Genomic DNA, 21,754 nt, shown 5'->3' on the forward strand with positions numbered 1-21,754 from the left:
CGCCGCGCCCGCGAAGCCCGCTGCCGCCGCCCCGGCGCCCGTGCGGCCCGGCGCCCCCCGGCAGCCCCCCGCGGCCCCCCCCCCCGGGGATGCCCAACCCGCCCCCCCCCCCCGCGGGGGCCGGCCCCCCCGGGCCGGGGGCGACCATGAGCGGCAGGGGTTCTACCGAGAGGGGTGAGCGCGTCGGCGCTCACCGGGCGCTCACCTACGCGCCCGGGGCGGCCTCTTCGACCTGAGCGCGCAGACGCTGAGCGGTCGGACGGGAGACCGGCTCATCGGACAGGCCCGCGTCGGTGAGCGCGTCGCGGATCTCCGTCCACTGCGGGCGGCGCCCGAGCTCGATGTAGAGCAGACGGATGCGAGCGTGGCGGCGCTCGGTCAGCGCGTCACTCTCGCTGCGCGTGAGCGCACCGTCCGCTCGCTGAGCGTCGTCGTCCTCCGTGGCGCGCTCACCCTCGCGAGCGCCGGAGGTGAGCGCCGGGCGCTCACGCTCGCCGTCCGTCTCCCCGGAGGCGAGCGCGCTCACGTCGGGGTGAGCGCGCGCGCTCTCCTCCACCCGCTCGATGGTGTGAGCGCCCTCGGGGGTGAGCGTGTCGGCGAGCGCGGCGGGCGCCTCACCGAGCTTGAGCGCCATCCGCTGGTCCAGCGGCGCCTTGCTCCGCCACCGCCGGCCGTACTTCTCCTTGAGCTGCGCTCGCAGGTAGGTCTGCTCCTGGAGGCGGGTGAGCGCTTCGTCGTAGGAGGTGATCTCCCACAGGATCATCCGGCGGCGAAGGCGGGCGGTCGGGATGGGAGCGAGGATCCAGCGGGAGCGGCGCACCGCCTCCATCCGCTTCTTGCCTGTGACCGCGCCGATCCGCGTGCCGTACACGTGCGAGGCGATCTCGGAGAAGATCACCCAGAGCAGCGTGAGGGCGGCGTGCCCGAGGCGGCCTCCGGGGGTGCTCGATGCCTGCCAGTTGAGGTAGACGGTCACCGCCGTCAGCGCGCGGGGCACCCAGCGGATCCAGCGGAGCTCCATGCCCATCCGGATGAGGATGAGGTTGGCGCCGGTGAACGCGGGGATCGCGACGTCGATGCCGACGGGGAGCAGCCACGGCCAGTCCCAGCCCCAGGCGGCCGCCTTGGTCTCCAGCGCGGTGTAGGAGGAGAGCAGCCCGAGGGTGGAGACGACCGCGGCCGCCAGGACGATCCCGACGACCAGCACCAGCTCCTGCCCGGACAGCGGCGGCACCCCGCCGGCGGGCCGGGCCTCGTCGCGGGCCTTGCGTCGTGCGGCGCGCGACTCGGTCCGGATCTCCCGGCGCCGCGCCCGCTGCACGGTGCGCTGCGTCGCTGCCTCCAGGATCCGTTCGCCCTCGGCTCGGGCCTGCGCGGCGGCGGCCTGGTCGGCCGTGGCCTTCGCCGCCGCCTCCCGGGCCGTCTTCGCGTCGGCTTCGGCCTGCTCGCGCAGCCGGGCGACGTCCTTGTCGACCGCCGTCCGCAGCTCCTCAGCAGAAGTGCGGGCGTCGGCCAGGGCGCGGTCGGCGTCCCGCCGAAGGCCGGCGGCCACCTTCTCCGCTCCGGCCCGCACCTGCACGGCCTGGCCGTCCGCGCTCTCGCGCATCCGGTCGGCCTCGCCCCGCGCCCGCTCCAGCACCTGTTCGGCGTCGGTGCTGGCACGAGTGCGGGTCTCAGCCGCGGTGCGCTCCGCACCGGCGAGCAGCTCGGTGCGCTTGGCTTCCGCGTCGGCGAGGGCCTTCGCGGCGGCCTGCCCGGCCCCGGTCCGGACCTGCTCGGCTTCCGCGGCCGCCGTGGTGGTGACCTCCTCCGCCTGGCGGCGGGCGTCGGTGAGGACCTGGTCGGCCTCGCCGGTCGCCGTCGTGGTGACGGTGTCGGCCTCGCGGCGCGCGTCGGTGAGCAGCTGCTCCGCCGTCGCTTCGGCGTCGGCGCGGACCTGGTCGGCGTCGGCGGCCGCGGTGGTGGCGGCTTCCGCGCGGACCTGGTCGGCGTCGTGCCGGGCGCTGTCCAGGATGCGGGCCTGGTCGGCGGTGGCCGCCTCGGTGATCGAGGCGGCCTCGGTGCGCGCGCCGTCCAGGAGTTCAGCGGCGCGGGTGTCGCCGTCGGCGAGGATGCGGGCGGCCTCGTCGGCGGCCTGGTCCCGGAGGTCGGCGGCGCGGTCGGCGGCGTCGGCCAGGACCGGGTCGGCCTCCGGGTACACCAGCAGTGCGGTGTCCTCGGGGCCGGTGCTCTGGGCGGGGATGGCGGCCGGCGTCGTCGACGCCTTGCCACGCCCGCCGTTGCGGGGCTTCGCGGTCGGCGCGGGCTTGTGCCTGCGCCGGGTGGCGGTGTTGGGGGCCACAGGGACTCCTCTCTTACGTTCCGGCGCCTCCGTGGAAGAGGTCACCGCGGGTCGGCGTCGATCGGTAGGGTCGTGACCAGGCCCTCCGAGGCCCCGGCAGCTCTCATGCCGAGGACTCGGAGGGCCGTCTTGCTGTGGGCAGGCGGTCAGCGCTGGGCGGGCAGCTTGGTGCCGTCCTGCACGAGGTGCTGGCGCAGCCAGGCGACGGCGGCCGGCGTCATCGCCCCGGTGTCCGGCTCGCTCAGCGGCGCGGTGTCGATGTCGTGCATCGCGTCCGTCGCCGGGAGCGGCCGCATGTAGTCGGGGTCGATCCCGGCGCGAGCGCGGTTGCCGCTCAGCTCGACCAGGTCGTAGAGGACCTTGCCGGTGTAGGCGTGCCGCCAGGACCGCTCCACCCGGCCGACGAACGTGTGGCCGGGCAGACCGAGCCAGAACCGTTCGACGTCGCGGAACAGGACCATGTCGCCCTTGATGTAGTAGGCGGTCGTCGGCTTGGTGGCCTGTGTCTGAGGCTGCTGTGCCATGTCGTGTCCTTCCGTTGAAGTGCACCGGCTCCGGGCTTATCCCGGCCGGAGGCGTGCGAAAACCCGGCGGCCCGTGGGGCGGGCGGCCGGTCTGCGATGTGCTGTGGGGCGGGCCGGAAACTGGGTGCGGCTCCCGCCGGGCGGGAGTGGCATCAGCTGGTCTGGGCTGTCCGGCTCCCCGTCACCGCCCGACCCGGCCGCCGTGGTTCAGCGGTCGGTGCGGGCGGATCAGGCAGCCTGCAGTCCGTCAGGCGGCAGAGCGGCGGGCCGGCCGGGTGCAGGTCCTGGCGTGCTCCTGAGCCTGGTCGCGGGTGGGGAGCAGCGGCCAGGCGTACTCACCGCAGGCCGTGCAGTCGCTGATCACGGCGCCGTCGGCTGTCCGGTGGCGGGTGACGGTGGCTCCGCCGGGGGTGGGGGTGTCGTCGATGAGCACGGGCTCGCGAGCGTCAACGTCGCTGATCATGGTGGGCTCCCTGTGATTTGGGATCGCGCTGCCGCCCCGGGGCCGGTGCCGGGGGCGGGTGGATCTCTTGAACGCGGTGCCCGGCCTCCCACGCCTTGGCGGCCACCGTCGCGGCGGCCGCCAAAAGCGCGCGGGCGAGGGGATGCGCGTGCCCGAACTGGGCGACCGCCCACGCCGCACGGTGCTGTGCGGCGCGGGCGGCCCGTATGTGCGGGTCCGGGATCAGGACTCCCGCTGGCCGGAGTAAGAGGGGTGCGGGCGCGCGGGTGTCGTGCCCCCACTACGCCCGTCCCTTTCGTGAGGTGTCGGCCTGATCGGCAACTGCGGCTTGCTGGTCACAGGCCGCGCCGATTCTGCTGGCTGAGCTTGTTCCGCTCGGCGACTTTGCGGGACAGCTCCTTCTGCTCTTCCTCCGTGAGGTTCGTCATCAGGCGACCGCCGATCCCGTGAAGGCCAGCCGCGGCTGGACGGCGCTGCCCGGGGACATCTCCCGGAGCGTGCGCCGGGCGCGGCGTCCGGCTCGTGCGGCCCGCTGGTCGCCGTCGGCGACCAGATGACCGACCAGGCGGTGCAACGCGTCCTCAGGCTCGAGGGTCTTGCCCGGCTCACGCTGCGGCAGCGGCTGCCGGTCCGGGTCGGCGAGCAGCGGGGTACCGAGCGAGAACGCGACGGGGCGGAACCGGTTGTCCGTCTCGTCCCGCTCGGGACCGCGCTTGTCGTCGTCTTCCGTCATCTCCTTGATCAGTCCGGCACGGACCGTACGGCCGGTGCAGAGCAGACCGGCGTGGGTCGGAGTCGGAGGGATGCCAACGGGCCGGTCGCCCCGCGGCCTCGGCTCAGTGGGGGTGGTGGTGGGGGTGGTGCCGACCTGGACCGGCCGTGTCATGATCGTGGCTCGCACAGGGGGTTTCCTTCCTACAGGGTTCCTGTGTGGTGCCGCCCGGGAGGTCAAGTCCCGGGCGGTTTTTGCGTGGTGTCCTGCGGACACCCCACGGCCGCCGGACCCTCAGCGGGGCCGGCGGTCATGGCGCGTGCAGGACGGTCAGGCCGCCGCGCCCCAGCCGGTGCGGGCGCGCCGGGCGGTACGGATCGTGCGGATCTGCTCGGTGAGGCTGTGGATCCGGCGGTTCTGGGCGGCCTGGGACTGGGCGCTCTTGCGGGGACCGCCGGCGCTGCGGCGGTCGGGGTTCTTGAGCGCTTCCGTCCGCGCGGCGACGGTGAGTTCGACCAGCTGCTGCCATTCGTCGTCGCGGTCGGCGGCGGTCGCGGCGGTGATCCGGTCGGCCTGGCGGATCTCGCGGGTGATCGCGAGGTTCTGGCCCGAGACGCCGCCGCGGACCAGGTCGTCGGTGGCCCGGTCCCCGTCGCCGTCGCGCAGTGCGAGTTCCTCACAGGCCGCCCGGACGGGGCACAGAGCGCAGACGCCGATCGCGGCTGCGCGCCGGGCCTGCCAGGCGACGGCCTCCCCTCCCTCGCTGTCAGCTCCCTCGCTGTCAGCGCGGAAGAAGAGAGCGGGGTCGAGGTTCTGACGCGCGCAGCGGGCGCCGGAGTTGACGGCGGCCTGGAGCACGGTGCGTCGCGTACGGCGGGCGGCGGTGGCTGTCATCCTGACTGTCACGGTCGTTTCCTTACGTCGAAAAGGGGGGCGGCCTGCATGGAGCGAGCCCCCGGGGCGGTACCCCCGGGGGTTCGTTGTTGGCGCTCTTTGTCTGTTGGTTGGGCTCGTGCGCGAGCAGCCACGGCCCCGGCCGCCCCCTTGGATGCGGGGCGGCCGGGGCCGTGTTCGATCGTCTCTGGGTGCGGGTCAGGCGGCTGACGTGGCCAGGGTCTTCTGCGCGTACTGCTTGCCCAGTTCGGCCTGTCGCTGTTCGTGCGCCTTCACGTCCTGTGGTGCCAGCGGGAGCCGGGGGCCGCGGAACTCGGAGAGCGATCCCGAAGTCCGCTCCGAGCAGCGGTTGTTCGCCTTCTCAACCACCTCGCCGCCGCGCTTGGCCCACTGCTCCTTGCGCACGGCCGACCACTGCTCAGCCTGCTTCCGCGCGGCACGCCGCTCCTGGCGCTCCAGCTGCTCGCGGGCCTCGCGGCGGGCGGGCTCCTCCTGGAGGGCGAGGACGTAGCGGCGGGCGAGGACGTCGCCGTCCGTGCAGTGCTGACCACTGACGCACCGCGTGCATCCCTTGCGGTGGGCGAGGTAGGACTGGCGGGTCGTCTCCAGCGTGACCTCCGCCGTGATCCGGGAGACCGGGGCGGCGGGGGCCGGGAGGGGCTTGTAGAACTGCTGGGCCGCGCGCCGGTTGTCCTGCGGCATCGCGTCCCGCAGCAGCCAGTTCTGCCGGGCCTGCCACCGCCGCACGTCGATGTCGACTTCCACGACCTGGTCACTGCCGGGGCAGGCTGTGTGCTTCTCGCCTTCCGCGACCTTGTCGGAGATGCAGTGCTCACGGATCTTGAGGACCTTGTCGCCCATGATCCGGCGCCAGGTGCGGCAGTCGGGGCAGGCGATCGACTTCACTTCGTCCGGACGGACGTTGAAGTCCTCCGGCGCCATGCTGCTGAGCAGCAGGGGCGCACGGCGGTTGGTGTTCTTGGACCGGTTACGGCCGGGACGGATGCGGGGCATCGAAACCTCCTGACGACGGGGTTGCGGGTGCTGCCTTCTCTGCCGCGCCAGGCCGGCCTTTCGGCTGGTGGTCCTGGCGGACAGACAGCGCAGCAGCGCTGTTCGAGGTGAATCAGGTGGAGCTATTCGGTACAGGCGCCTAGGCCGGGGGAGCTCGGCTCACCCCACTGCCGCCGCTCCGAAGAGCAGTGACTCCTGCTGTTTTGCGGTGGTGCGCGGGCGCTTGAAGTGCAGATATAGCTGACGCAACGAGTGGATTTAGCGCCCTAAACCTCCCCGCCACCGAAACCATAGGCTCACCGACAGCACGCGTCAACCACCTTGAACAGGTAGGGTTTAGTGAGGTAAACATGACCCATGAAGGGAGGCACACATGGAGCAGGAACGACTCGACGGAGATCAGCTGTCGTTGAAGGAGCAGCTGGACGTGGCTTTCGACGTCACGTTGTCTCAGTTGAAGGAGTTGGCCGACCCCCTGGAGCGGGCGAAAGTTGCGCACGGTCTCGTCGGCCGAGTGCAGGACTACGGCAACGAGTTCCAGGTCGTACGCAACGAAGCGATGAACGAGACGCTGCGTGTGGGCACGCTGAACAGCACTCAACTGGCAGCGGAGCTCGGCATCAGCAAGGGTCGTGTGAGTCAGCTCGCCAAGGGGGCACCACCCGAGCGTCTATTCTTGGGTTCCGGGAGGGTCGTTGTCGCCCTCGCCGAGAAGCTGGAAGACGGCAAGCTGCAGGACGGTCGGAACAAGCCCGTTCAGGGGCCCGTCATCGCCACAGAGGATGTTCAGACCTACGAACGCCTGCGTGAACTGGCCGAAGACGTGGGCCTTGAGATCGCATTCGAGCGCATCCCTCTCGGCGGCAACGTTCGGCTCAACCGGAACAACCTCGTCGTCATCTGCGGCCCTCGGCTGTCATCTCTGATCGAGCAAATCCTCGAAAGTGATCTCCACCTGCGGTTCGGCAAGGATGCTGACGGCTGGTACTTGACTGACCGGAGCACAGGTGAGGTCTACCGCTCACCGATGGACCATGGTGAGAACGGGGACATCGCATACTTCGGCCGGCTCCCGCGCCCCGACGGTCAGGGCACCTTCCTCTACATCGCCGGCATCCACGCCCGCGGTTCCGGAGGCGTCGTCCACTGGCTCAACAAGGAGCTGGCCAACGTTCACCGCGAGCTCAAGGCGAAGCGGTTCTCAACCTTGATCTCCAGCCGCTTCGATCCTGAGACACTGCAGATCGTCGAGAGCCAGCGCATCACGCCGTTCTACCGCCCGGAAGGGGCATGACGTGCAGGTATCCATGGCATCGACCCAGGGTGTGGGCACTGCGAACGAAGACACGGTCCAGGTCAGCCCTACCGGGGTAGTGGTACTGGATGGCCTGTCCGCCCCGAAGGACTTGCCGATGGGGTGCATCCATGGCACCCCATGGTTCGTACGACAGCTCGGCACTCACCTGATCAACCTGATCGGCGACAACGCGGTCTCCCTGCGTGAAGCACTACGGACCGCCATCGCCAAGGTCAACGACCTTCACAGCGACACCTGTGCGTTGAACCAGGAGGCTGTCCCGGCCTCCACAGTCGTGATGATCCGCAAGCGTGACAACGTCCTCGACTACCTGGTGCTCTCCGACAACGTGCTGGTGCTCGACCTCGGAGGCGAAGGTATCCAGACGGTCACCGACAAGCGGGTTGAGGAGGTGGCTGGCGAGAAGATGCAGGCCGCTCTCCAGGGGCCCACGGGCACCCCCGAGCACGCGGCTCGCGTTTCCGAACTGGTCTCCGTACAGCGGCGTCTCCGCAACCACCCCGGTGGCTACTGGGTTGCTGCGACCGACCCGGCCGCAGCGGACGAGGCACTCACGGGCACCGTCAACCTCGCCAAGGTCCAGCAGGCCGCACTGCTGACGGACGGTGCAAGCCGTCTCGTCGACTCGTTCGGCGCCCTCACGTGGGCCCAACTGCTCGACCTCCTACGGATGGAAGGACCTGCGGCCCTGATCGCTCGTACCCGCGAAGTCGAGCTCGCCGATCCAATCGGCGAGCGGTGGCCGCGGTTCAAGCGATCAGACGATGCAACAGCCGCGTACGTCCGTATCGGGCAGCCCACACTGGTCTCCTACGACGGGCAGCCGGAGAGAGTACTGGCCGAACTCCGCGCCCATCTGCGGGAACTGCGGGGGTTGCATTGATCGTCCGGCGACCGGCCCTGTTCAACGGCCCTCCGGTGACGACACGTGAACCCCAGGGGCACCCAGAGTATCGCCGGACCGGTACAGTGGCCCCCGACGTTGATCAAAAAGAAAAGTGGCCCCGTCGATCGCCCTTGAGTAAGGCGAGAGGGGCCACGTGGCCGAAGGACCTTGTAGGAGGGGTCCTGGGGCCTGCCGCACACCTTTTCTATCCACAGGAAGGTGCCGACGTGATCAGGGTACCCGTACCCGACACCCGACACACCGCACCCCGCCGTGGGGTCAGCAGCCGCATGGGTTGCTGGTTCTTCGACGGGGTGTTCGTGCTGTCCACGCACGCTCCGGTCAACTCCTCCGATAAGGGGGCCGGGATGACGTAAGTCTGCGGGGGCGGCGCCCTTTCGGGTCTTCATGCCGCCCCGGGTCACTCAGCCACCAGGTGATTGGCGTCACCTGGGCTCAGTGCCCATCACGTCTCCGGTCTGGCCTGCCAGGGCTTCCCGGAGGGGTTGTTCGACCCGGTGCCAGCCGGCTTCGAACGGTCCAACTTTCAGGTTCCACCAGAACCAAGCCACCCTCGCGGGAGGCTCCCATCGTGCTTCCCGCCGTGCGGGAAGGACGGTTTCATTTTGCACGACACCCAGGTGGGGCGCCAGCTTTGGCGTGCCCGTGTGCTGCATGCGTGCCTGTGCTATTGCTCGGTTGAGAGCAACGTCACACGCGCCCGTTCCGTAGTTCGGACGCGTCACGTGGTCCGCGCCGTCCTGTGGGACGGGACAGTTTCCGTGATCGTTTCCCCCTCTGCGGGATATCCCTTGGCGGATGCCCGCCGCGCGGGACGGCGGTCTCTGTCCACAGCCTGCGCGGCCGACGCTGCCGGGATGCATCAGCCGTACCTCCACCAGCAGCTGGGACCGCGCGTCCTTCGGCCGGCCATCGATCGTGTTCCCGGAGGGACTTGCGGGGCTAACCCCTCGGCGGCCGAGTGTGCCGCCGTGATCTTTCCTTCCTTCATCACCAGGCCCGGCGGGCTCTGTCCCGATCTTGAGTTTCCGTCCATCTGCGTGGGTGCCCAGTGAGCGCCGCGGCGGCGGTGGCCGCTCCGCTGGAGTATTCCGGGGACGACGTTGCGGCTCTCCGAGGTGGTACTGACGGCTCGTCGTCGGAGTTCGTCGCCAACTCGATCGACGGTGCCGTGGCTGGGTTCCTTCCTCGTCAGCGGCGTGCGCTGCCGGTGCCGGCCTCCGGGCAGGCGGGCGGCGACGGTCCGGCCGACCCGCTGCGCCTCGGTCGCACGATGCGGCTGCGGCTGCGCGACGCGGTCCAGGCGCTGCTGGCGGACCCGTCAATCGTCGGGTTGAAGGACGCACCGAAGCTGGCGGCGGTAGTGCTGTACGCGAAGTCCCGGGCGCCCAAGGGCGAGATGAACGACCTCCAGACCTCTACCTGGGGAGCGGAGCTCGGTCGGTGGATGGGCGTGAAGGAGTCGACGGTCCACCACAAGGTGCTTCCCGTGCTCCGCGGCTCAGGCGCGGTGCACACGCAGGTGGTGACGGATGCGAAGGGGCACCCGACCGGGCTGGACTGCCTGGTCATGCCGCTGTGGAACGCCCACCACGGCTCGGGAGCGGGCCACCCGCTGGCGCTGACGAAGGCGGAGCTGGCGACGCTGCTGCGCCTGTGCGAGGCGCTGTTCGGGCACGGCTGGACGCCGGAGAACAAGGAGCCGACGCCGCCGGGGCTGCTGGCCGGCCGGACGGGCAAGGGCGCGGCGACCGACCGGCTCGGGCTGTTGCTGATGGTGCTGAACACGAGGGCGTCGGGCTGGCTGCAGTTGTGCGGCGGCTCGGTGAAGAAGCGCGAGGGGCGCGGGGCGGCGACGCTGGCGCGATTGCTGGGCTGCTCACCCTCGGGTGCGCGGAAGGTGCTGGCCAGGTTGACGGAGGCCGGTGTCGTGGCGCGGCAGCGCAAGGCGACGTCGACGCGGATGTGCGGTCGAGGCCGGGTCATGCTGCTGCCGGTCGCCTGCGCATACGGCCGCAAGCTGGCCTCTGTGGAGGCCGTTTCGGGGCCCGGGTCCGTGTTTTCGGCGCGTCCCAATGGTGCGTTCGGAGATCATGCTCCGGCCGGTGCTGCTGGTGCCCTTGGTACGCCTGGCGTCGGTGGTGCTGAGGACACTGAGGGGGCAGCAGATCAGGAGCGTCCTGATGGTGCAGAGCTCCACGCAGACCACGCTTCTGTGGTTACTCCCGTAGTTCCTCCGCAGCTCTCTGGTGGTTTTTCCGGCGAAGGCCGTGGGGCTGAAGGCCGTCGGCCGGAGCGCGCGTCCGCGGGCGAGGACCAGGCCGCCGACGGCGAGAACGCCGTTGCCGAGACCGGGTCGCCGGTGGCGGAGGGCGGCCCGCTTCGCGGGGAAAAGCCGAAGGAGTCCCCGGTCGATGAGCGGGTGGAGCAGCGCGCTGCCGGGGCTGGTACCGGTGGCCGGCCGAAGGCCGTGGGTGGTGGAAAGGCGCAGCAGCGGCGGAGGGTGGGTCTTCCGGCTGATCTTTGTCTGCGGGTGGCACTGGGGCCGGTCTCGTGGCTGTGGGAGCGGCTGTCTGGGTGGCAGCAGGACCAGGTGGAGGCGGCGGCGAAGACGGAGCTGGCTCGTCTGGAGGGTCTGCTGGCGCTGCCGGGCGGTGCGCCGCGGCTGTTGGCCGACCGGCTCACCGACCGCCTGGAGGAGACCGGCGGCGAGGCCCTGGTCACCGGCCCGTACGGGTGGCTGATCCGGCGGGGCCTGGTCCAGCGGCCGTCCTGCTCGGACCGGCGCTGCGACGACGGGATCCGGCTGGACACCGGGACCGGGTGCGAGAACTGCGCGAACGTGATTCACCTCCGTCGGGCCCGCCGTGCGCGGATCGGCGCGGAGGTCGACCGGGAGCTGTCCGGCCTGTCCGACGGCGAGCATCGGCGCGTCATCGAGGAGCGGCTGCGCGAGCAGGCGGCCATCGAGGCGGAGGACTTCGTGTGGCGCCGGGAGCAGGCCCGCGAGCAGCAGGCCCGCCGAGATGCGGCCCGCGTGGCTGCCCAGGAGCGGGCGGAGGCCGAACGCGCGGCGGCGGCCGCCGCCGCCGGCGCGGTGCGCCAGGAGCTGGTGTGCGCGGACTGCGGGCAGCAGCGGGCGGCCGGGCTGTGCGAGGCGTGCGGCTACCGGCGCCGGACCGAGGCCCTGATCGTGGAGGCCGGAATGGTCGCCGCGACCTGGGCGGCCGACCTGACCGACGCGGCCGACGTCGCCGCCGTCACCGACCACGTCCGGGAGGCGCTGGCGGCCGACATCGCGAAGGCTCAGGGCGAGTTCATGGCGATGGTGGAGCCGGGCGAGCTGGACGCGGACCCGGCCGGTGCGGCATCCGTGCTCGCCTTCGCCGCGCTCCAGGCGGTGGAGCAGGCTGTGCCGGAGTACCGCAGCAGCGCGCTGGGACGGCTGGGTCGGACCGAGGAAGCCGAAGCGGAGGCTCGCCGGGCGTACAAGACCGAGCAGGGACGGCGCTGGTTCAAGCACAACCCGCACGGCGCGGACGCCGTCGCCGCCGCGACGAAGGCCGCCGACACAGCGAGGGAGCGCACCGCGCAGTACCTGCTGGCGGCGCGGCTGGAGCAGCTGCGCGAGCAGGCCGCCGCCCGTACCAAGGCGTCCGGGTCCGCGCCGTGGGCGGACCGGCTACCGGATCTCGCCGCGCGCCCGCTGGACGACGACACGGCCGGGGCGGTGATGGCGTGAGCAGCGAGCTGAGCGGGGTCGACCTCGCGCGCCAGGCCCTGGTCGCGGCCCGGGAGGCAGCGAAGAAGAACGGCGCCTCCCGGAAGGAAAAACCGAAGCGGCGCACCGGCACGGCCGTACGCCGTGACGGACGCGAACCGCTCGGGCTCGGCGCGGCGATCGGCATGATGATGACCGAGCGCGGCATGGTCGCCCCGGCCGCCGGCGGAAGCGTCCTCGCCCAGTGGGAGACCATCCTCGCCGCGGCCGCGCCCGAGCTCACCGGGCACGTTCAGGCGGTGAGGTTCGACGCCGAAACCGGCCGCCTGGACGTCGCCCCCGACGCCCCGGCCTACGGCACCAAGTTGCGCTGGACGTCGGAAAAACTGATCGCCCAGGCCAACCAGCAGGTGAAAAGAGCGGCGGTCCGCACCCTGCACGTCCTGCCACCCGCACCCGTTATGAGCGGCCCCGCCACGGCGGCCGCCGCCCCGGCGCCGCAGCCGGCTGCGCCCGCCGGGCCAGCGAGGAAACGTCAGACCGCGCCTGCCGGCTACCACCGGGCCAAGGCGGAGCTCCGTGCCCACAAGTCCGACCGGCCGGTCGACCCGGAGGTCCAGGCCGCGCGGGACCGGCACACCGCCAGCCCCCGCATGCGCGAGCCGGAGCGCCTTTTCGGCTACAGCCAGGCCGCCCTGGAGGAGACGCTCGCCAGAGCTGAGGCGGTGAGGGTCGCGTCCGAGGCGGCGGAGAGGGCGGCGTCCATGGAGGTCAGCCACGCACGGGCGCTGCGCAGGCTCGCAGCCGAGCGGGCCGGGCTGGTGCCACAGGGCGAGTCGCCGCTTGGGCGTACGGCGTGAGCCGGCCAGCAGCCCGGGAGGCACTGGCGACACCCCGGGCGGGAGAGGGACTGAGCGGTGCTCGCGGTCCTCCGGTGCCGCATGTGTCGTGGCTGCTGTGCAGGTCGTGGATACCTGATGGGCAGGCGGTGTTGGGGTGGTTGGATGGCCGGGTGTCGACGCCCGTTCTGGTTCGTTAAGCATGCCGTCCCGCGTCAGGTGGGAGCGGTCGGGCGGCGGGGAGGAATTGAATGAGCGATCGAAGCGCGATTGAGTGGACCGAGGCGACATGGAACCCGACGACGGGGTGTGACCGGGTCTCCTCCGGGTGCGACAACTGCTACGCGCTGACCTTGGCCAAGCGGTTGAAGGCGATGGGGGCGGCAAAGTACCAGAATGACGGAGATCCTCGGACGTCGGGGCCGGGCTTCGGCCTGACGGTGCATCCGGACGCACTGGATGTTCCGTACGGGTGGAAGAGCCCGCGGACCGTGTTCGTGAACTCCATGAGCGACTTGTTCCACGCCCGGGTTCCGCTGGACTTCGTCCGGCAGGTCTTTGAGGTCATGGCGGACACCCCGCAGCACACGTACCAGGTGCTGACCAAACGGGCGAGGCGCCTGCGGCAGGTCGCCGACCAGCTGGTGTGGCCGGCGAACCTCTGGATGGGCGTCTCGGTGGAAACCGCGAAGGAGCTACCCCGGGTCGACGACCTGCGGCAGGTGCCCGCGGCCGTGCGGTTCCTGTCCTGCGAGCCGCTGCTGGGGCCGCTGGACGGGCTGGACCTGGAGGGCATCCACTGGGTGATCACGGGCGGCGAGTCCGGGCCCCGGCACCGGCCGATGGACGAGGAATGGGTGACGCAGATCCGTGATCTGTGCCTGGACGAGCAGGTGGCGTTCTTCTTCAAGCAGTGGGGCGGCCACACACCGAAGGCGGGCGGCCGCGCCCTGCAGGGCCGTACCTGGGATCAGATGCCCATCCTCACCGGTGCCTGATCTTCACCGAGGGGGCTCCACGATGAGTTCGTGAGTCCTTCCTCCGACGCCCGTACTGGCCGTCAGGCCGTTGCTGTGCAGCAGCTTGACGGCCTTGCGTGCGGCGGGCTCGGTGACCTGACCGAAGTAGTCGCCGAACACTTCCAGCGTGTGGTTGAGCAACTTGAAGGGCCGCTTCTGCCGGTCGAGGATCCGCGCCATGTTGTCGGCCATGGCCGGCACCGCAGCGTCCGTCACCTCCTGCGGATCCGGACGTACCACTGAAGCCACGGAGAAGAGAGCGTCCTCTTCTCTCTCTTCCTTGATCTCAAGTTTCTCCCACCACGCGTCTCGGGCCCGGGCGGCCGCGTCGCCGAAGAACCACAGGCCGTGCTCGCTGCGGGTGCCGAACACCAGGTGGTACACCGCTTTCTGGCCGGGCTTACGGATGACCGGCACCGAGTGCACGAACATGCCGGTCTTCTCCCTCAGCCGCTGGGCGTACTGGGCAGCCACGACTTCGTCCACGTTCGCTACGGCCGGCTGGTCCGGGCGGAAGTGCTCTCGCCACCACGGACCGCCGCACGCTTTGTCGAAGGTCTCGGAGGAGCGTTCCAGCCCCCGGACGGAGCGGGCGTTGCCGCCCAAGCGGCGTACCGCGTCCATGCTGAAGTTCATCAGGAACTCGGTCGGCTGCCACCGGCCCGGAGCGCTGCGCCGCTGGTTGAGCGTTTCCACGATCCGGTCGAACGGCAGCCCCAGACCGCACGGATCGAGGAACAAGAACAGCGGAAGACCGCCAGCGGCGCGCAGGACCTCATCCAGCACTCCGTCGACATCGCCGTGGTGCACCCTGGCGTCCACGCCCTTGGCCCGGTAATCGGCGGCGACCTGCTCCAGTCGGGCGACCGAATCGGGTTTCTGCTCAACGAAGAAGCAGTTCCACAGCAAGGCGTTCTTCTCCAGGTGATGGGCCGCCACCTGCATCGCGAGCTCCGCAGAGCCGGCGTCACCGCTTTCGTAGCGGCCCTCGCCCGCATACCCGTCCAGGTACACGACCTTGCCTCCCCGGGAGCCGGTCATCCCGCCGAACCGAGGGATGTACTGACCCAACAGCTTGTGCTTCAAGACACTGGGAAGCGCCTGCGAGGCCCAATAGTCCCTGTCCGTACCCGTTGCCATGAATTTCTCCCCGCCCCAGAAATGCATTGCACTAACCGATATTGACGCAACGGTAACGCTCCGTAAAGAGGATGGGGGGTACTTTCGACCAGTTGGGGCCAGCGAGGAAGACCCGCGCCCCCAGGCGCATCCCTTCAGGCAGCCCTGGAAGGCTCGCGTACGGCTGCGCTTCGTGGTCCGACCGCGAGTGCAGCCATTGTGAAGAGCGCGGTGCGGCCGCAGACTCGTTCCGGTGATCTTCGGAGGAATCAGCGGTGAGGGAGACCGGGTTCCTTGTAGACATCACCGGTGAGCTCATACCAATGCCTCCGACGTCTACGGCGCGCGGACCTGTGCAGCAGCTACACCAGGCAATGAGGGGCGGCCGGCGGGTCGGCGGACTCGTTTTGGTGATCTCCGGGAGAACCGGCGGCAAGAACGGATGGGTTCCCGTAGACATTGCCGGTGAGTTCATACCAACGCCTCCGGCGCCTACGGCGCACTGTCGTCCTGGCCTCCGCCCTCTCCCTCACCACCGCCTGCGGCGGGATGCTGACACAGTCGCCTCCTGAGCACGCCTCGCGGCTCGACAAGGCGGCTGGTGTCGCCAGGTTCGAGATCACGTGCACCCGGGACATGTGGGACGAGACTCGCGACAGCATGCGAGGTGATTCCGGCTCCACGACGTTCGACGAGGTCAAGCCCCGCAAGCTCGGCGGCGAGCAGGGGGCGCGTGGTCTCGTCACTGTGACGCTCACCGGTCCGCAACTGGTCGAATACCTACGCAAGCTGGATTACGAAGCTCACCCCGGCCACATGACCAATGCCAGCGACGACGACGGTCCGCTGGCGCGGCGTATGTACAACGCGCTCGCCCCGGTGGTCGACCGGATCAAGCCCGGCCAGATGCCTGCGGAGATCCCCCAGGCCGTCGTCGACGACGCGGCGGTGTCCGCCGGTTCGCAGCCCTCATCCGGACCGTCCGCAAAGAGCTGACCCCCCAGGGGTCTGGGTTTCGCCCGTACGAGCCGAACCCCAAGGCCAGGCCATGACCGCCGCGCCGACTGTGCGATCCGACTTCCGGCGAGAAGCCGGGGCGGTTGTGCGGGCGGGCGTACCGTACGAGGCAGGAAGGAGGCCCACCGTGGACGCCACCCTCAAGACCGTCATCGGCGGCGAGCTCGTAGAACTGCCCGGAACCATCGCGGCCATCCGCGCCACCATGAAGGCCGGACAGGCAGCCGAGTTCGACCGCGAGATCGAGCACGTCCCCGCCGCCGAACTCCCCGCCGCCCTAGTGCGCTGGGCGCTGGCCGGCACCGGCGCCGACGAAGAGGACGACTCCCTCTTCGAGCGCCTGGCCCGCGGCGAGGACATCGGCGCCACACAGGCCGACACCACCGACTCGGAGGTGGCGTGAGCCGCTACCTGATCCAGTACGCCCCGCCCGCCGACCAAGCCCGCCACGCCATGCCCCGAACCCTGCGGGCCGCTTTCGACGCAGGGATGCAACGCCTGGCCGCCGACCCGTACGGACACGACTCCACCCCCGTCAAAGACGCCGAAGACCGCCGCGAGGCCACCATCAGCAGCGTCGTCATCCGCTACTACGTCAGCGACACCGTGCTCACCGTCACCGTCGTCCGCGTCGTCTACATCTGACCGCGCCAGGCGAGCAGCGCGGCACGACGGACGCGAGCCGATGGGCCTTGGAGCGGCGATCGGCGCGCTGGTCACCGAACGGGCCTGGGAACTCCCGGCCGCCGGCGCCACGCTGCGCCAGCGGTGGCGGCCATCGCCCCCGATCTGGCCGGGCACGTCGCCGCCATGTCGTACGACCTGGACTCCGGTCGGCTCACCGTGTGCCCGGAGACATCAGCCTGGGCGACGCAGACCCGCCTGGAGCAGACCCGCGTCATCGCGGCCGCCAACAAGGCAGCGGGCCGAACCGTCGAAGGTCGCCCAAGGCCTACTCGACGCCCTCTGAAGGTCTCGCAGTTTTACCGCGTAAAAGTCTGGCCGCGCGAGCAACTGGTGGCCTCGGACTTTTACGCGGTAAAACTCGGCCGCCGAAGGCATCTGATGCTCCGGAGTACCGGCACGACCTGGGGTAGCGCCGTTGCGGCTACCCCACCCAGTGATCACCATTCGTCGACCTCGCATCGGACCGGGATCGACATACCTAACCCGAGGATGCGGCGCGTGAGAGTGTGAAGGGCGTTCAGACGGCTTCGGCAGGAAGGCAGGACACGGTGCAGGCGGGGAAGATAGCGACGCCAATGCAGCTGACACGCACGCACCGGATTCTCATCGGGATCGTGGTGTTCGGCGCGGTGATCATCGCCGCGATCGGATTCGCTGGTTCGTACACGGCTGTCCGTAAGCTCGCCACACAGAAGGGCTTTGGCGACTTCTCGTACTTCTTCCCGATCGGTATCGACGCGGGCATCTGCGTCCTGCTGGCGCTCGACCTCCTCCTGACCTGGATGCGGATCCCGTTCCCGCTGCTGCGCCAGTCGGCGTGGCTGCTGACGGCCGCGACGATCGCCTTCAACGGCGCCGCCGCCTGGCCGGACCCGCTGGGCGTCGGGATGCACGCGGTGATCCCTCTTCTGTTCGTTGTGTCCGTCGAGGCGGCGCGCCACGCGGTCGGCCGGATCGCGGACATCACCGCCGACAAGCACATGGAGGGCGTACGGCTCACGCGCTGGCTGCTCTCCCCCGTCCCCACCTTCAAGCTGTGGCGCCGAATGAAGCTGTGGGAGCTGCGTTCGTACGAGCAGGTCATCAAGCTCGAACAGGACCGGCTCATCTACCAGTCGCGCCTTCAGGCGCGGTTCGGCCGCAACTGGCGCCGCAAGGCGCCGATCGAGGCGCTGATGCCGCTCCGGCTCGCGAAGTACGGCGTACCGCTCGCCGACACCGCGCACTCGGGGCTGGCCGCCGCCGGCATCGAGCCGGTGCTGCTGCCGCCCGCGCCCCCGGTGGCCGAACTCCCGCAGGGCGAGGCACCGGTGGTCGAGCACAAGCGGGTTCCGTCCGCAGTTGAGGAGCGCGACACGGGGGCCGGCCACGAGGAGCACTCCGATACGTGCCAGGAGTACGGGCGGGAAGGTGCGTTGGCGGTGGCTGCGGGGGATGAGCGGCCGGAGGCGTTGGTGCCGGATGAGTACTTCGATGCCCTGCGTACGTACGTGGCGCGGCACGGCGGCTTTCCGAATGCCCGCCAGTTCAGCCTCTTCCTGCAGAACGCCTACGGCGTCACCGATCCCTCTACCGGAGGTCCGCTCCCCGAGGCGCGGCTCCGTCCCCTTCTGCAGGAGCTCCGGCAGCGGCCCTATGACGAGACTCCGGACGCCAGTCGGGAGCCAGTGACCGATGAGGTGTCGGCGCTCAGCGAGCTCGTTGGCGGCGAGTCGGCGGTGACCGATGACCGGTCGGCTGGTCAGGCCGGGGGCGATGTGACCGATGGCCGCGGCGCTGGGGCGGTGACCGATGTGAAGCCGCACCCGTTCTTCGGGCCGGGCCCGCAGCCGGCCACGGGGCAGCCGATGGAACCTCAGCCGTACGTACGCGAACCGGTGCCGGCGCCCGCCGCCTCGGCGGCAGATGAGTACCGGCCCGGCGATGGAGTGCCGCAGCAGACGGCGCGTGAGGTCCCGTCGGCCACGCCGGCGGAGGTGCCCGTCGGCGAGCCAGGGGTGTGGGAGGCGGCGGTCACCGACACGGGAGCGGCCACAGCGCGGCTGCCCGAGCAGCAGACCGATGAGGGTGAACTGGACCCGGTGCAGCAACAGATCGTGACCGTCGCCGGGTGGCTGGCCGAGGCCGAGGATGCCGGACAGAAGCTCTCCGGAGCGGAAGTCGCCCGCCGCCTCGGGCTGTCTCCGAAGACCGGACAGCGGCGCGTGAACGCCGCAGTCGAGTACCTCGAAGCGGAGCGCCGTCAGCAGGGCCGGGCGCACCTCCGGTCGGTCAGCCCCTGACCGACCGGCGTTTCACGCGTGGCCGATGACCGTGACCGGTCATCGGCCACTGTCGTGCCCGCACCGGCCAGCCGTGACCGATGGCAGGGTGACCGACGGCCCGTGACCGATAGCGGTAACCGATGACCGACGGGGTGGTGACCGATCCCGCCCGGCGTGACCGGTGACCGATCCGGGGCTCATCGGTCATCGGTCATGACCAATCTGACGTGCGTCGGCCACCCCGGCCCGTGACCGATTGCAGCCGCGCGCACAGGCCTTCCTTCCGTCTGCGGCCGGACGCGCCCAGCCACGGGTGAGGGCTTGCCCGGGGTTGCACAGGCCGGTCACGCCGGCTTGCCCAGCGCTCCGCAGGGGCTTGCCCGGTACCCCGGGAGGCTTGCCCGATCCCTTCCAGGCGGCTTGCCCCGTGCAGGGGCAAGCCTCTCACCTGCTCTTTCAGTGGGTTGGGCAAGCCTTCGGGCAAGCCCAGCTGAGGAGAGTTCACGGCACGAGATCCGGAAGGAGACGTGCCGTGTACGTACAGCACCCCGCCCCCACCGTCGGCGGGATCTTTGACCGCCTGGACACGGAGTGGACAGCGTTGTGCGCCGACCACGCCGTCCACGCCGCGGTGACCGACTGGCTAGTGACCGATCAGCTGACCGACGACGTCGCGGCCGTGGCCGACGCGGTGACCGATGGCGTGACCGACGCGGTGACCGACTCGCGGGCGCGCGTCCTCGGGCCCGCTCAGCTGCTCGCCGCGCTCCGCACTCGTGACGGTCACCTGTCCGACGCGCTGACCGATGCCGTCCTGCGGACCTTGCTGCGCCGCGCGGCCGGCCGTGACCGATCGGCCACCCTCGCCGCGCGCATCGTCGTGCAGGCGATGATCCCGGCCGCTGTCCGCATGACCCGCGGACAGGTCCGTGGCTCTGGTGGCCGCTCCTTCGACGACATCGGCCAGATGACCGTCGCGGCTCTCTTCGAAGTGGCGCGCTCCGGATGCATCCACACCCGGCCCGGCCGGCCCGCCGCCAACCTCGCTCTGGACACGTTGCGTCACCTCTGCCGCGATCTCGCCGCCGACCGTGAAGAGCGCGGTGAGGACCTGGCCGCCGCCGAGGACCTGGCCGACAGCGCGCCCGGCCCGGCCGAGAGGGCCAGCGCTCAGGCAGTCCGCGCCGCCGCTGCCACTGCCGGTCTTCAGCCCGCCGGGGCCGTCAGCGAAGGGGACGCCGGCCGCGCCCGCCTGGAGCTCCTCGAACTGGTCCTGGACGCGATGGAGACCGGCACCCTCTCGCCGGCCGACGGCCGTGCCATCGCCTGGCACTACAGCACAGCGCCGGTCCCGGACACCACCGCGGCCGCGCGCGCCGGTACGACGGCCGGCGCGTGGCAGCGCCGCCGTTCCCGCGCCGTGGCCCGGCTCACCGCCTCGCTCCAGCTGAGGCCCGCGGCATGACCCCGACTCCCCCCGGCCACCGTCCCCCCGCTCCCACTCAAGGAGAACCGCATGCCCCGGACTGCCAAGGCGCCGCTGGACGCCGATGAAGAGCGCGTCACCCGCGCCCATCGTCTGCTCATCCAGTTGGGCGCCGCGCTGGTCTGTCAGCCCTTCGACTCCCGCACCCACGACCGGCTCCGGCGCTTCCTCGCCGACGACGCCGACGACGTTCTCACCTCCCTGGAGGCGCTGCGGCAGCGCCCGGAGGCCGAGCTGCGCCGGCGGATCACGGAGCTGGATGGCCACACCCTTCTGCCCGTTGGAGGCTCGTCATGAAGCCCGTATGGCCCCGTCGCTCCGCCGAGGAAGCGGACGCGCCCGATTCCGAAGCGCAGTGGGACATCGATGAGTGGCCGCAGGACGTGGTCGGCTGGTCGACCGGTGCCCAGGCGAACACGGCCACCGTCATCCGCTGGACGGCGTGGGGCCTGCTCGTTCTGGGCCCGCTGCTCGGCGTGTTCGCGTACCTGTCGGCGCCGGCCCAGACCGGCCCGTCACAGAAGAAGCCGACGGCGGTCGCCCCGGCCGCCACCGGGGCGCAGGGCGCGGCCGGCTTCGCGCAGCTCTTCGTCGCCGCGTTCATCTCGGCGGGGGAGGGCGACCAGGACGAGCTGGCCGCCTACTACCCGGACGCCACGAGCCTGCGCCTGGAGGGAGATTCAGGCCGGCGCCGTGGCGAGCAGCTCATCGTCGTACGGCTGCGGCAGACCGACCGTGGCGTCTGGTCGGTGACGGTGGCCGCCCGCATCACCGACACCCAGCTGGCCGCCGACGGCCGGCCGGACCGCAAGGCCGACGCCCAGGCCGCGGCCGCCCAGAGCGTGCGGTACTTCCAGGTCCCCATCGCCACTGCGACCACGGCCGGTGGGGCGAGCGGCTACACGGCGCTGGCCATGCCGGCCGAAGTCGCCGCCCCCGAGCGGATCAAAGCGCCCGGGCTCATCTACGGGCCGATGCGGCCGGCTCTTCCCGCGGACCCGCGCACGCAGGCCGTCACGGAGTTCCTGACCGCTTACCTCACCGGTGCCGGCGAACTCGACCGCTACCTCGCGCCGGGGACGCAGCTTGCCCCGGTCGTCCCGGCCCCCTACACGGGCGTCGCCGTCGACACCCTCGCCATCGAGGGCGAGAAGGGCACCGAGCCGGTCACCACCGTGCCTGCAGACGGCACCGTGCTGCGGCTGCTGGTCGCGCTGCGGGCCACCGGCCACGACGAGGTCCGGGTCCCGCTCACCTACGCACTCACCCTCAAGGCTCGTGCCGGACGGTGGGAGATCGCCAGCCTCGACGGCGCCCCCACCCCCGCTGCGCCTGCGGCCATTACCGCCCCCAGCAGTAGCGCCGGCGGGACAGCCCCCTCCGCTGCCCCCACCTCCGCGGCTGGCACTGCCGCCCCCTGACAAAGGAG

General features: G+C 70.9%; 20 protein-coding genes. 13 read left to right on the top strand and 7 right to left on the bottom strand.

Translation table 11 applies throughout. The annotated features are described in order from the left end of the window. Nucleotides 1-205: 205 nt before the first annotated feature. From ACFRKB_RS34930 to ACFRKB_RS34955, 6 genes are all read right to left on the bottom strand, one after another. On the bottom strand, nt 206-2,341 hold the full coding sequence (locus ACFRKB_RS34930) for a DUF2637 domain-containing protein (protein WP_383110631.1): 2,136 nt from the start codon (nt 2,339-2,341) through the stop codon (nt 206-208). Between the two features lie 146 nt (nt 2,342-2,487). Beyond that, the gene (locus ACFRKB_RS34935; RefSeq protein WP_383110632.1) at nt 2,488-2,865 is read right to left on the bottom strand and encodes a hypothetical protein; all 378 of its coding nucleotides are present in this window, start codon (nt 2,863-2,865) and stop codon (nt 2,488-2,490) included. 247 nt (nt 2,866-3,112) lie between these two features. Continuing rightward, the gene (locus ACFRKB_RS34940) at nt 3,113-3,328 is read right to left on the bottom strand and encodes a hypothetical protein (RefSeq protein ID WP_383110633.1); all 216 of its coding nucleotides are present in this window, start codon (nt 3,326-3,328) and stop codon (nt 3,113-3,115) included. Between the two features lie 427 nt (nt 3,329-3,755). After that, the gene (locus ACFRKB_RS34945; RefSeq protein ID WP_383110634.1) at nt 3,756-4,229 is read right to left on the bottom strand and encodes a hypothetical protein; all 474 of its coding nucleotides are present in this window, start codon (nt 4,227-4,229) and stop codon (nt 3,756-3,758) included. Nucleotides 4,230-4,370: 141 nt separating this feature from the next. Further along, nucleotides 4,371-4,946: a WhiB family transcriptional regulator gene (locus ACFRKB_RS34950; RefSeq protein WP_383110635.1), complete on the bottom strand. Its 576-nt coding sequence runs from the start codon at nt 4,944-4,946 to the stop codon at nt 4,371-4,373. A 186-nt stretch (nt 4,947-5,132) separates the two neighbouring features. Then, nucleotides 5,133-5,948 carry a hypothetical protein gene (locus tag ACFRKB_RS34955; RefSeq protein WP_383110636.1) on the bottom strand — a complete coding sequence of 272 codons (816 nt, stop codon included), beginning with the start codon at nt 5,946-5,948 and terminating at the stop codon, nt 5,133-5,135. Between the two features lie 373 nt (nt 5,949-6,321). Here ACFRKB_RS34955 and ACFRKB_RS34960 point away from each other — a divergent pair, with 373 nt between their 5' ends. From ACFRKB_RS34960 to ACFRKB_RS34980, 5 genes are all read left to right on the top strand, one after another. Then, on the top strand, nt 6,322-7,242 hold the full coding sequence (locus ACFRKB_RS34960; RefSeq protein ID WP_383110637.1) for a sigma-70 family RNA polymerase sigma factor: 921 nt from the start codon (nt 6,322-6,324) through the stop codon (nt 7,240-7,242). A 118-nt stretch (nt 7,243-7,360) separates the two neighbouring features. Further along, nucleotides 7,361-8,149, top strand: coding sequence for a hypothetical protein (locus tag ACFRKB_RS34965; RefSeq protein WP_383110638.1), 789 nt, complete (start codon nt 7,361-7,363; stop codon nt 8,147-8,149). Between the two features lie 1,195 nt (nt 8,150-9,344). Then, on the top strand, nt 9,345-11,915 hold the full coding sequence (locus ACFRKB_RS34970; protein WP_383110639.1) for a hypothetical protein: 2,571 nt from the start codon (nt 9,345-9,347) through the stop codon (nt 11,913-11,915). Continuing rightward, on the top strand, nt 11,912-12,754 hold the full coding sequence (locus tag ACFRKB_RS34975; protein ID WP_383110640.1) for a DciA family protein: 843 nt from the start codon (nt 11,912-11,914) through the stop codon (nt 12,752-12,754). The genes ACFRKB_RS34970 and ACFRKB_RS34975 overlap by 4 nt, the downstream gene beginning before the upstream one ends. Nucleotides 12,755-12,984: 230 nt before the next feature. Further along, nucleotides 12,985-13,731, top strand: coding sequence for a DUF5131 family protein (locus ACFRKB_RS34980; RefSeq protein ID WP_383110641.1), 747 nt, complete (start codon nt 12,985-12,987; stop codon nt 13,729-13,731). Between the two features lie 3 nt (nt 13,732-13,734). Here ACFRKB_RS34980 and tcmP read toward each other — a convergent pair whose 3' ends face one another. Continuing rightward, nucleotides 13,735-14,892 (bottom strand): three-Cys-motif partner protein TcmP, encoded by a 1,158-nt coding sequence (gene tcmP / locus ACFRKB_RS34985; protein ID WP_383110642.1) that lies wholly within the window; start codon nt 14,890-14,892, stop codon nt 13,735-13,737. A 444-nt stretch (nt 14,893-15,336) separates the two neighbouring features. Here tcmP and ACFRKB_RS34990 point away from each other — a divergent pair, with 444 nt between their 5' ends. The 8 genes from ACFRKB_RS34990 (at nt 15,337) to ACFRKB_RS35025 (ending at nt 21,746) form a co-directional block, all read left to right on the top strand. After that, complete coding sequence (locus ACFRKB_RS34990; protein WP_383110643.1) at nt 15,337-15,867, top strand: hypothetical protein; 531 nt, start codon at nt 15,337-15,339, stop codon at nt 15,865-15,867. Between the two features lie 148 nt (nt 15,868-16,015). Next, nucleotides 16,016-16,291: a hypothetical protein gene (locus tag ACFRKB_RS34995; protein ID WP_383110644.1), complete on the top strand. Its 276-nt coding sequence runs from the start codon at nt 16,016-16,018 to the stop codon at nt 16,289-16,291. A gap of 50 nt (nt 16,292-16,341) precedes the next feature. After that, on the top strand, nt 16,342-16,533 hold the full coding sequence (locus ACFRKB_RS35000; RefSeq protein WP_383110693.1) for a hypothetical protein: 192 nt from the start codon (nt 16,342-16,344) through the stop codon (nt 16,531-16,533). 165 nt (nt 16,534-16,698) lie between these two features. Then, the gene (locus ACFRKB_RS35005) at nt 16,699-17,085 is read left to right on the top strand and encodes a DciA family protein (protein WP_383110694.1); all 387 of its coding nucleotides are present in this window, start codon (nt 16,699-16,701) and stop codon (nt 17,083-17,085) included. A gap of 65 nt (nt 17,086-17,150) precedes the next feature. Further along, the gene (locus tag ACFRKB_RS35010; RefSeq protein ID WP_383110645.1) at nt 17,151-18,857 is read left to right on the top strand and encodes a DUF2637 domain-containing protein; all 1,707 of its coding nucleotides are present in this window, start codon (nt 17,151-17,153) and stop codon (nt 18,855-18,857) included. A 514-nt stretch (nt 18,858-19,371) separates the two neighbouring features. Beyond that, nucleotides 19,372-20,304 (top strand): hypothetical protein, encoded by a 933-nt coding sequence (locus ACFRKB_RS35015; protein ID WP_383110646.1) that lies wholly within the window; start codon nt 19,372-19,374, stop codon nt 20,302-20,304. A 51-nt stretch (nt 20,305-20,355) separates the two neighbouring features. Next, the gene (locus ACFRKB_RS35020) at nt 20,356-20,622 is read left to right on the top strand and encodes a hypothetical protein (RefSeq protein WP_383110647.1); all 267 of its coding nucleotides are present in this window, start codon (nt 20,356-20,358) and stop codon (nt 20,620-20,622) included. Beyond that, entirely contained in the window at nt 20,619-21,746 is a 1,128-nt protein-coding gene (locus ACFRKB_RS35025) for a conjugal transfer protein (protein WP_383110648.1), read from the top strand. The genes ACFRKB_RS35020 and ACFRKB_RS35025 overlap by 4 nt, the downstream gene beginning before the upstream one ends. Nucleotides 21,747-21,754 lie beyond the last annotated feature (8 nt).

The sequence above is a fragment of the Streptomyces scopuliridis genome (assembly GCF_042790125.1).
Taxonomy (GTDB): Bacteria; Actinomycetota; Actinomycetes; order Streptomycetales; family Streptomycetaceae; genus Streptomyces; species Streptomyces scopuliridis_A.

Bases quoted from the DNA above. Each gene is read 5' to 3' on its own strand.
- tcmP (WP_383110642.1), bottom strand. From the start codon at position 14,892: ATGGCAACGGGTACGGACAGGGACTATTGGGCCTCGCAGGCGCTTCCC.
- ACFRKB_RS34980 (WP_383110641.1), top strand. From the start codon at position 12,985: ATGAGCGATCGAAGCGCGATTGAGTGGACCGAGGCGACATGGAACCCG.
- ACFRKB_RS35025 (WP_383110648.1), top strand. From the start codon at position 20,619: ATGAAGCCCGTATGGCCCCGTCGCTCCGCCGAGGAAGCGGACGCGCCC.
- ACFRKB_RS34960 (WP_383110637.1), top strand. From the start codon at position 6,322: ATGGAGCAGGAACGACTCGACGGAGATCAGCTGTCGTTGAAGGAGCAG.
- ACFRKB_RS34955 (WP_383110636.1), bottom strand. From the start codon at position 5,948: ATGCCCCGCATCCGTCCCGGCCGTAACCGGTCCAAGAACACCAACCGC.
- ACFRKB_RS34935 (WP_383110632.1), bottom strand. From the start codon at position 2,865: ATGGCACAGCAGCCTCAGACACAGGCCACCAAGCCGACGACCGCCTAC.
- ACFRKB_RS35005 (WP_383110694.1), top strand. From the start codon at position 16,699: ATGTCGTACGACCTGGACTCCGGTCGGCTCACCGTGTGCCCGGAGACA.
- ACFRKB_RS35000 (WP_383110693.1), top strand. From the start codon at position 16,342: ATGCCCCGAACCCTGCGGGCCGCTTTCGACGCAGGGATGCAACGCCTG.
- ACFRKB_RS34940 (WP_383110633.1), bottom strand. From the start codon at position 3,328: ATGATCAGCGACGTTGACGCTCGCGAGCCCGTGCTCATCGACGACACC.
- ACFRKB_RS35010 (WP_383110645.1), top strand. From the start codon at position 17,151: ATGCAGCTGACACGCACGCACCGGATTCTCATCGGGATCGTGGTGTTC.
- ACFRKB_RS34965 (WP_383110638.1), top strand. From the start codon at position 7,361: ATGGGGTGCATCCATGGCACCCCATGGTTCGTACGACAGCTCGGCACT.
- ACFRKB_RS35020 (WP_383110647.1), top strand. From the start codon at position 20,356: ATGCCCCGGACTGCCAAGGCGCCGCTGGACGCCGATGAAGAGCGCGTC.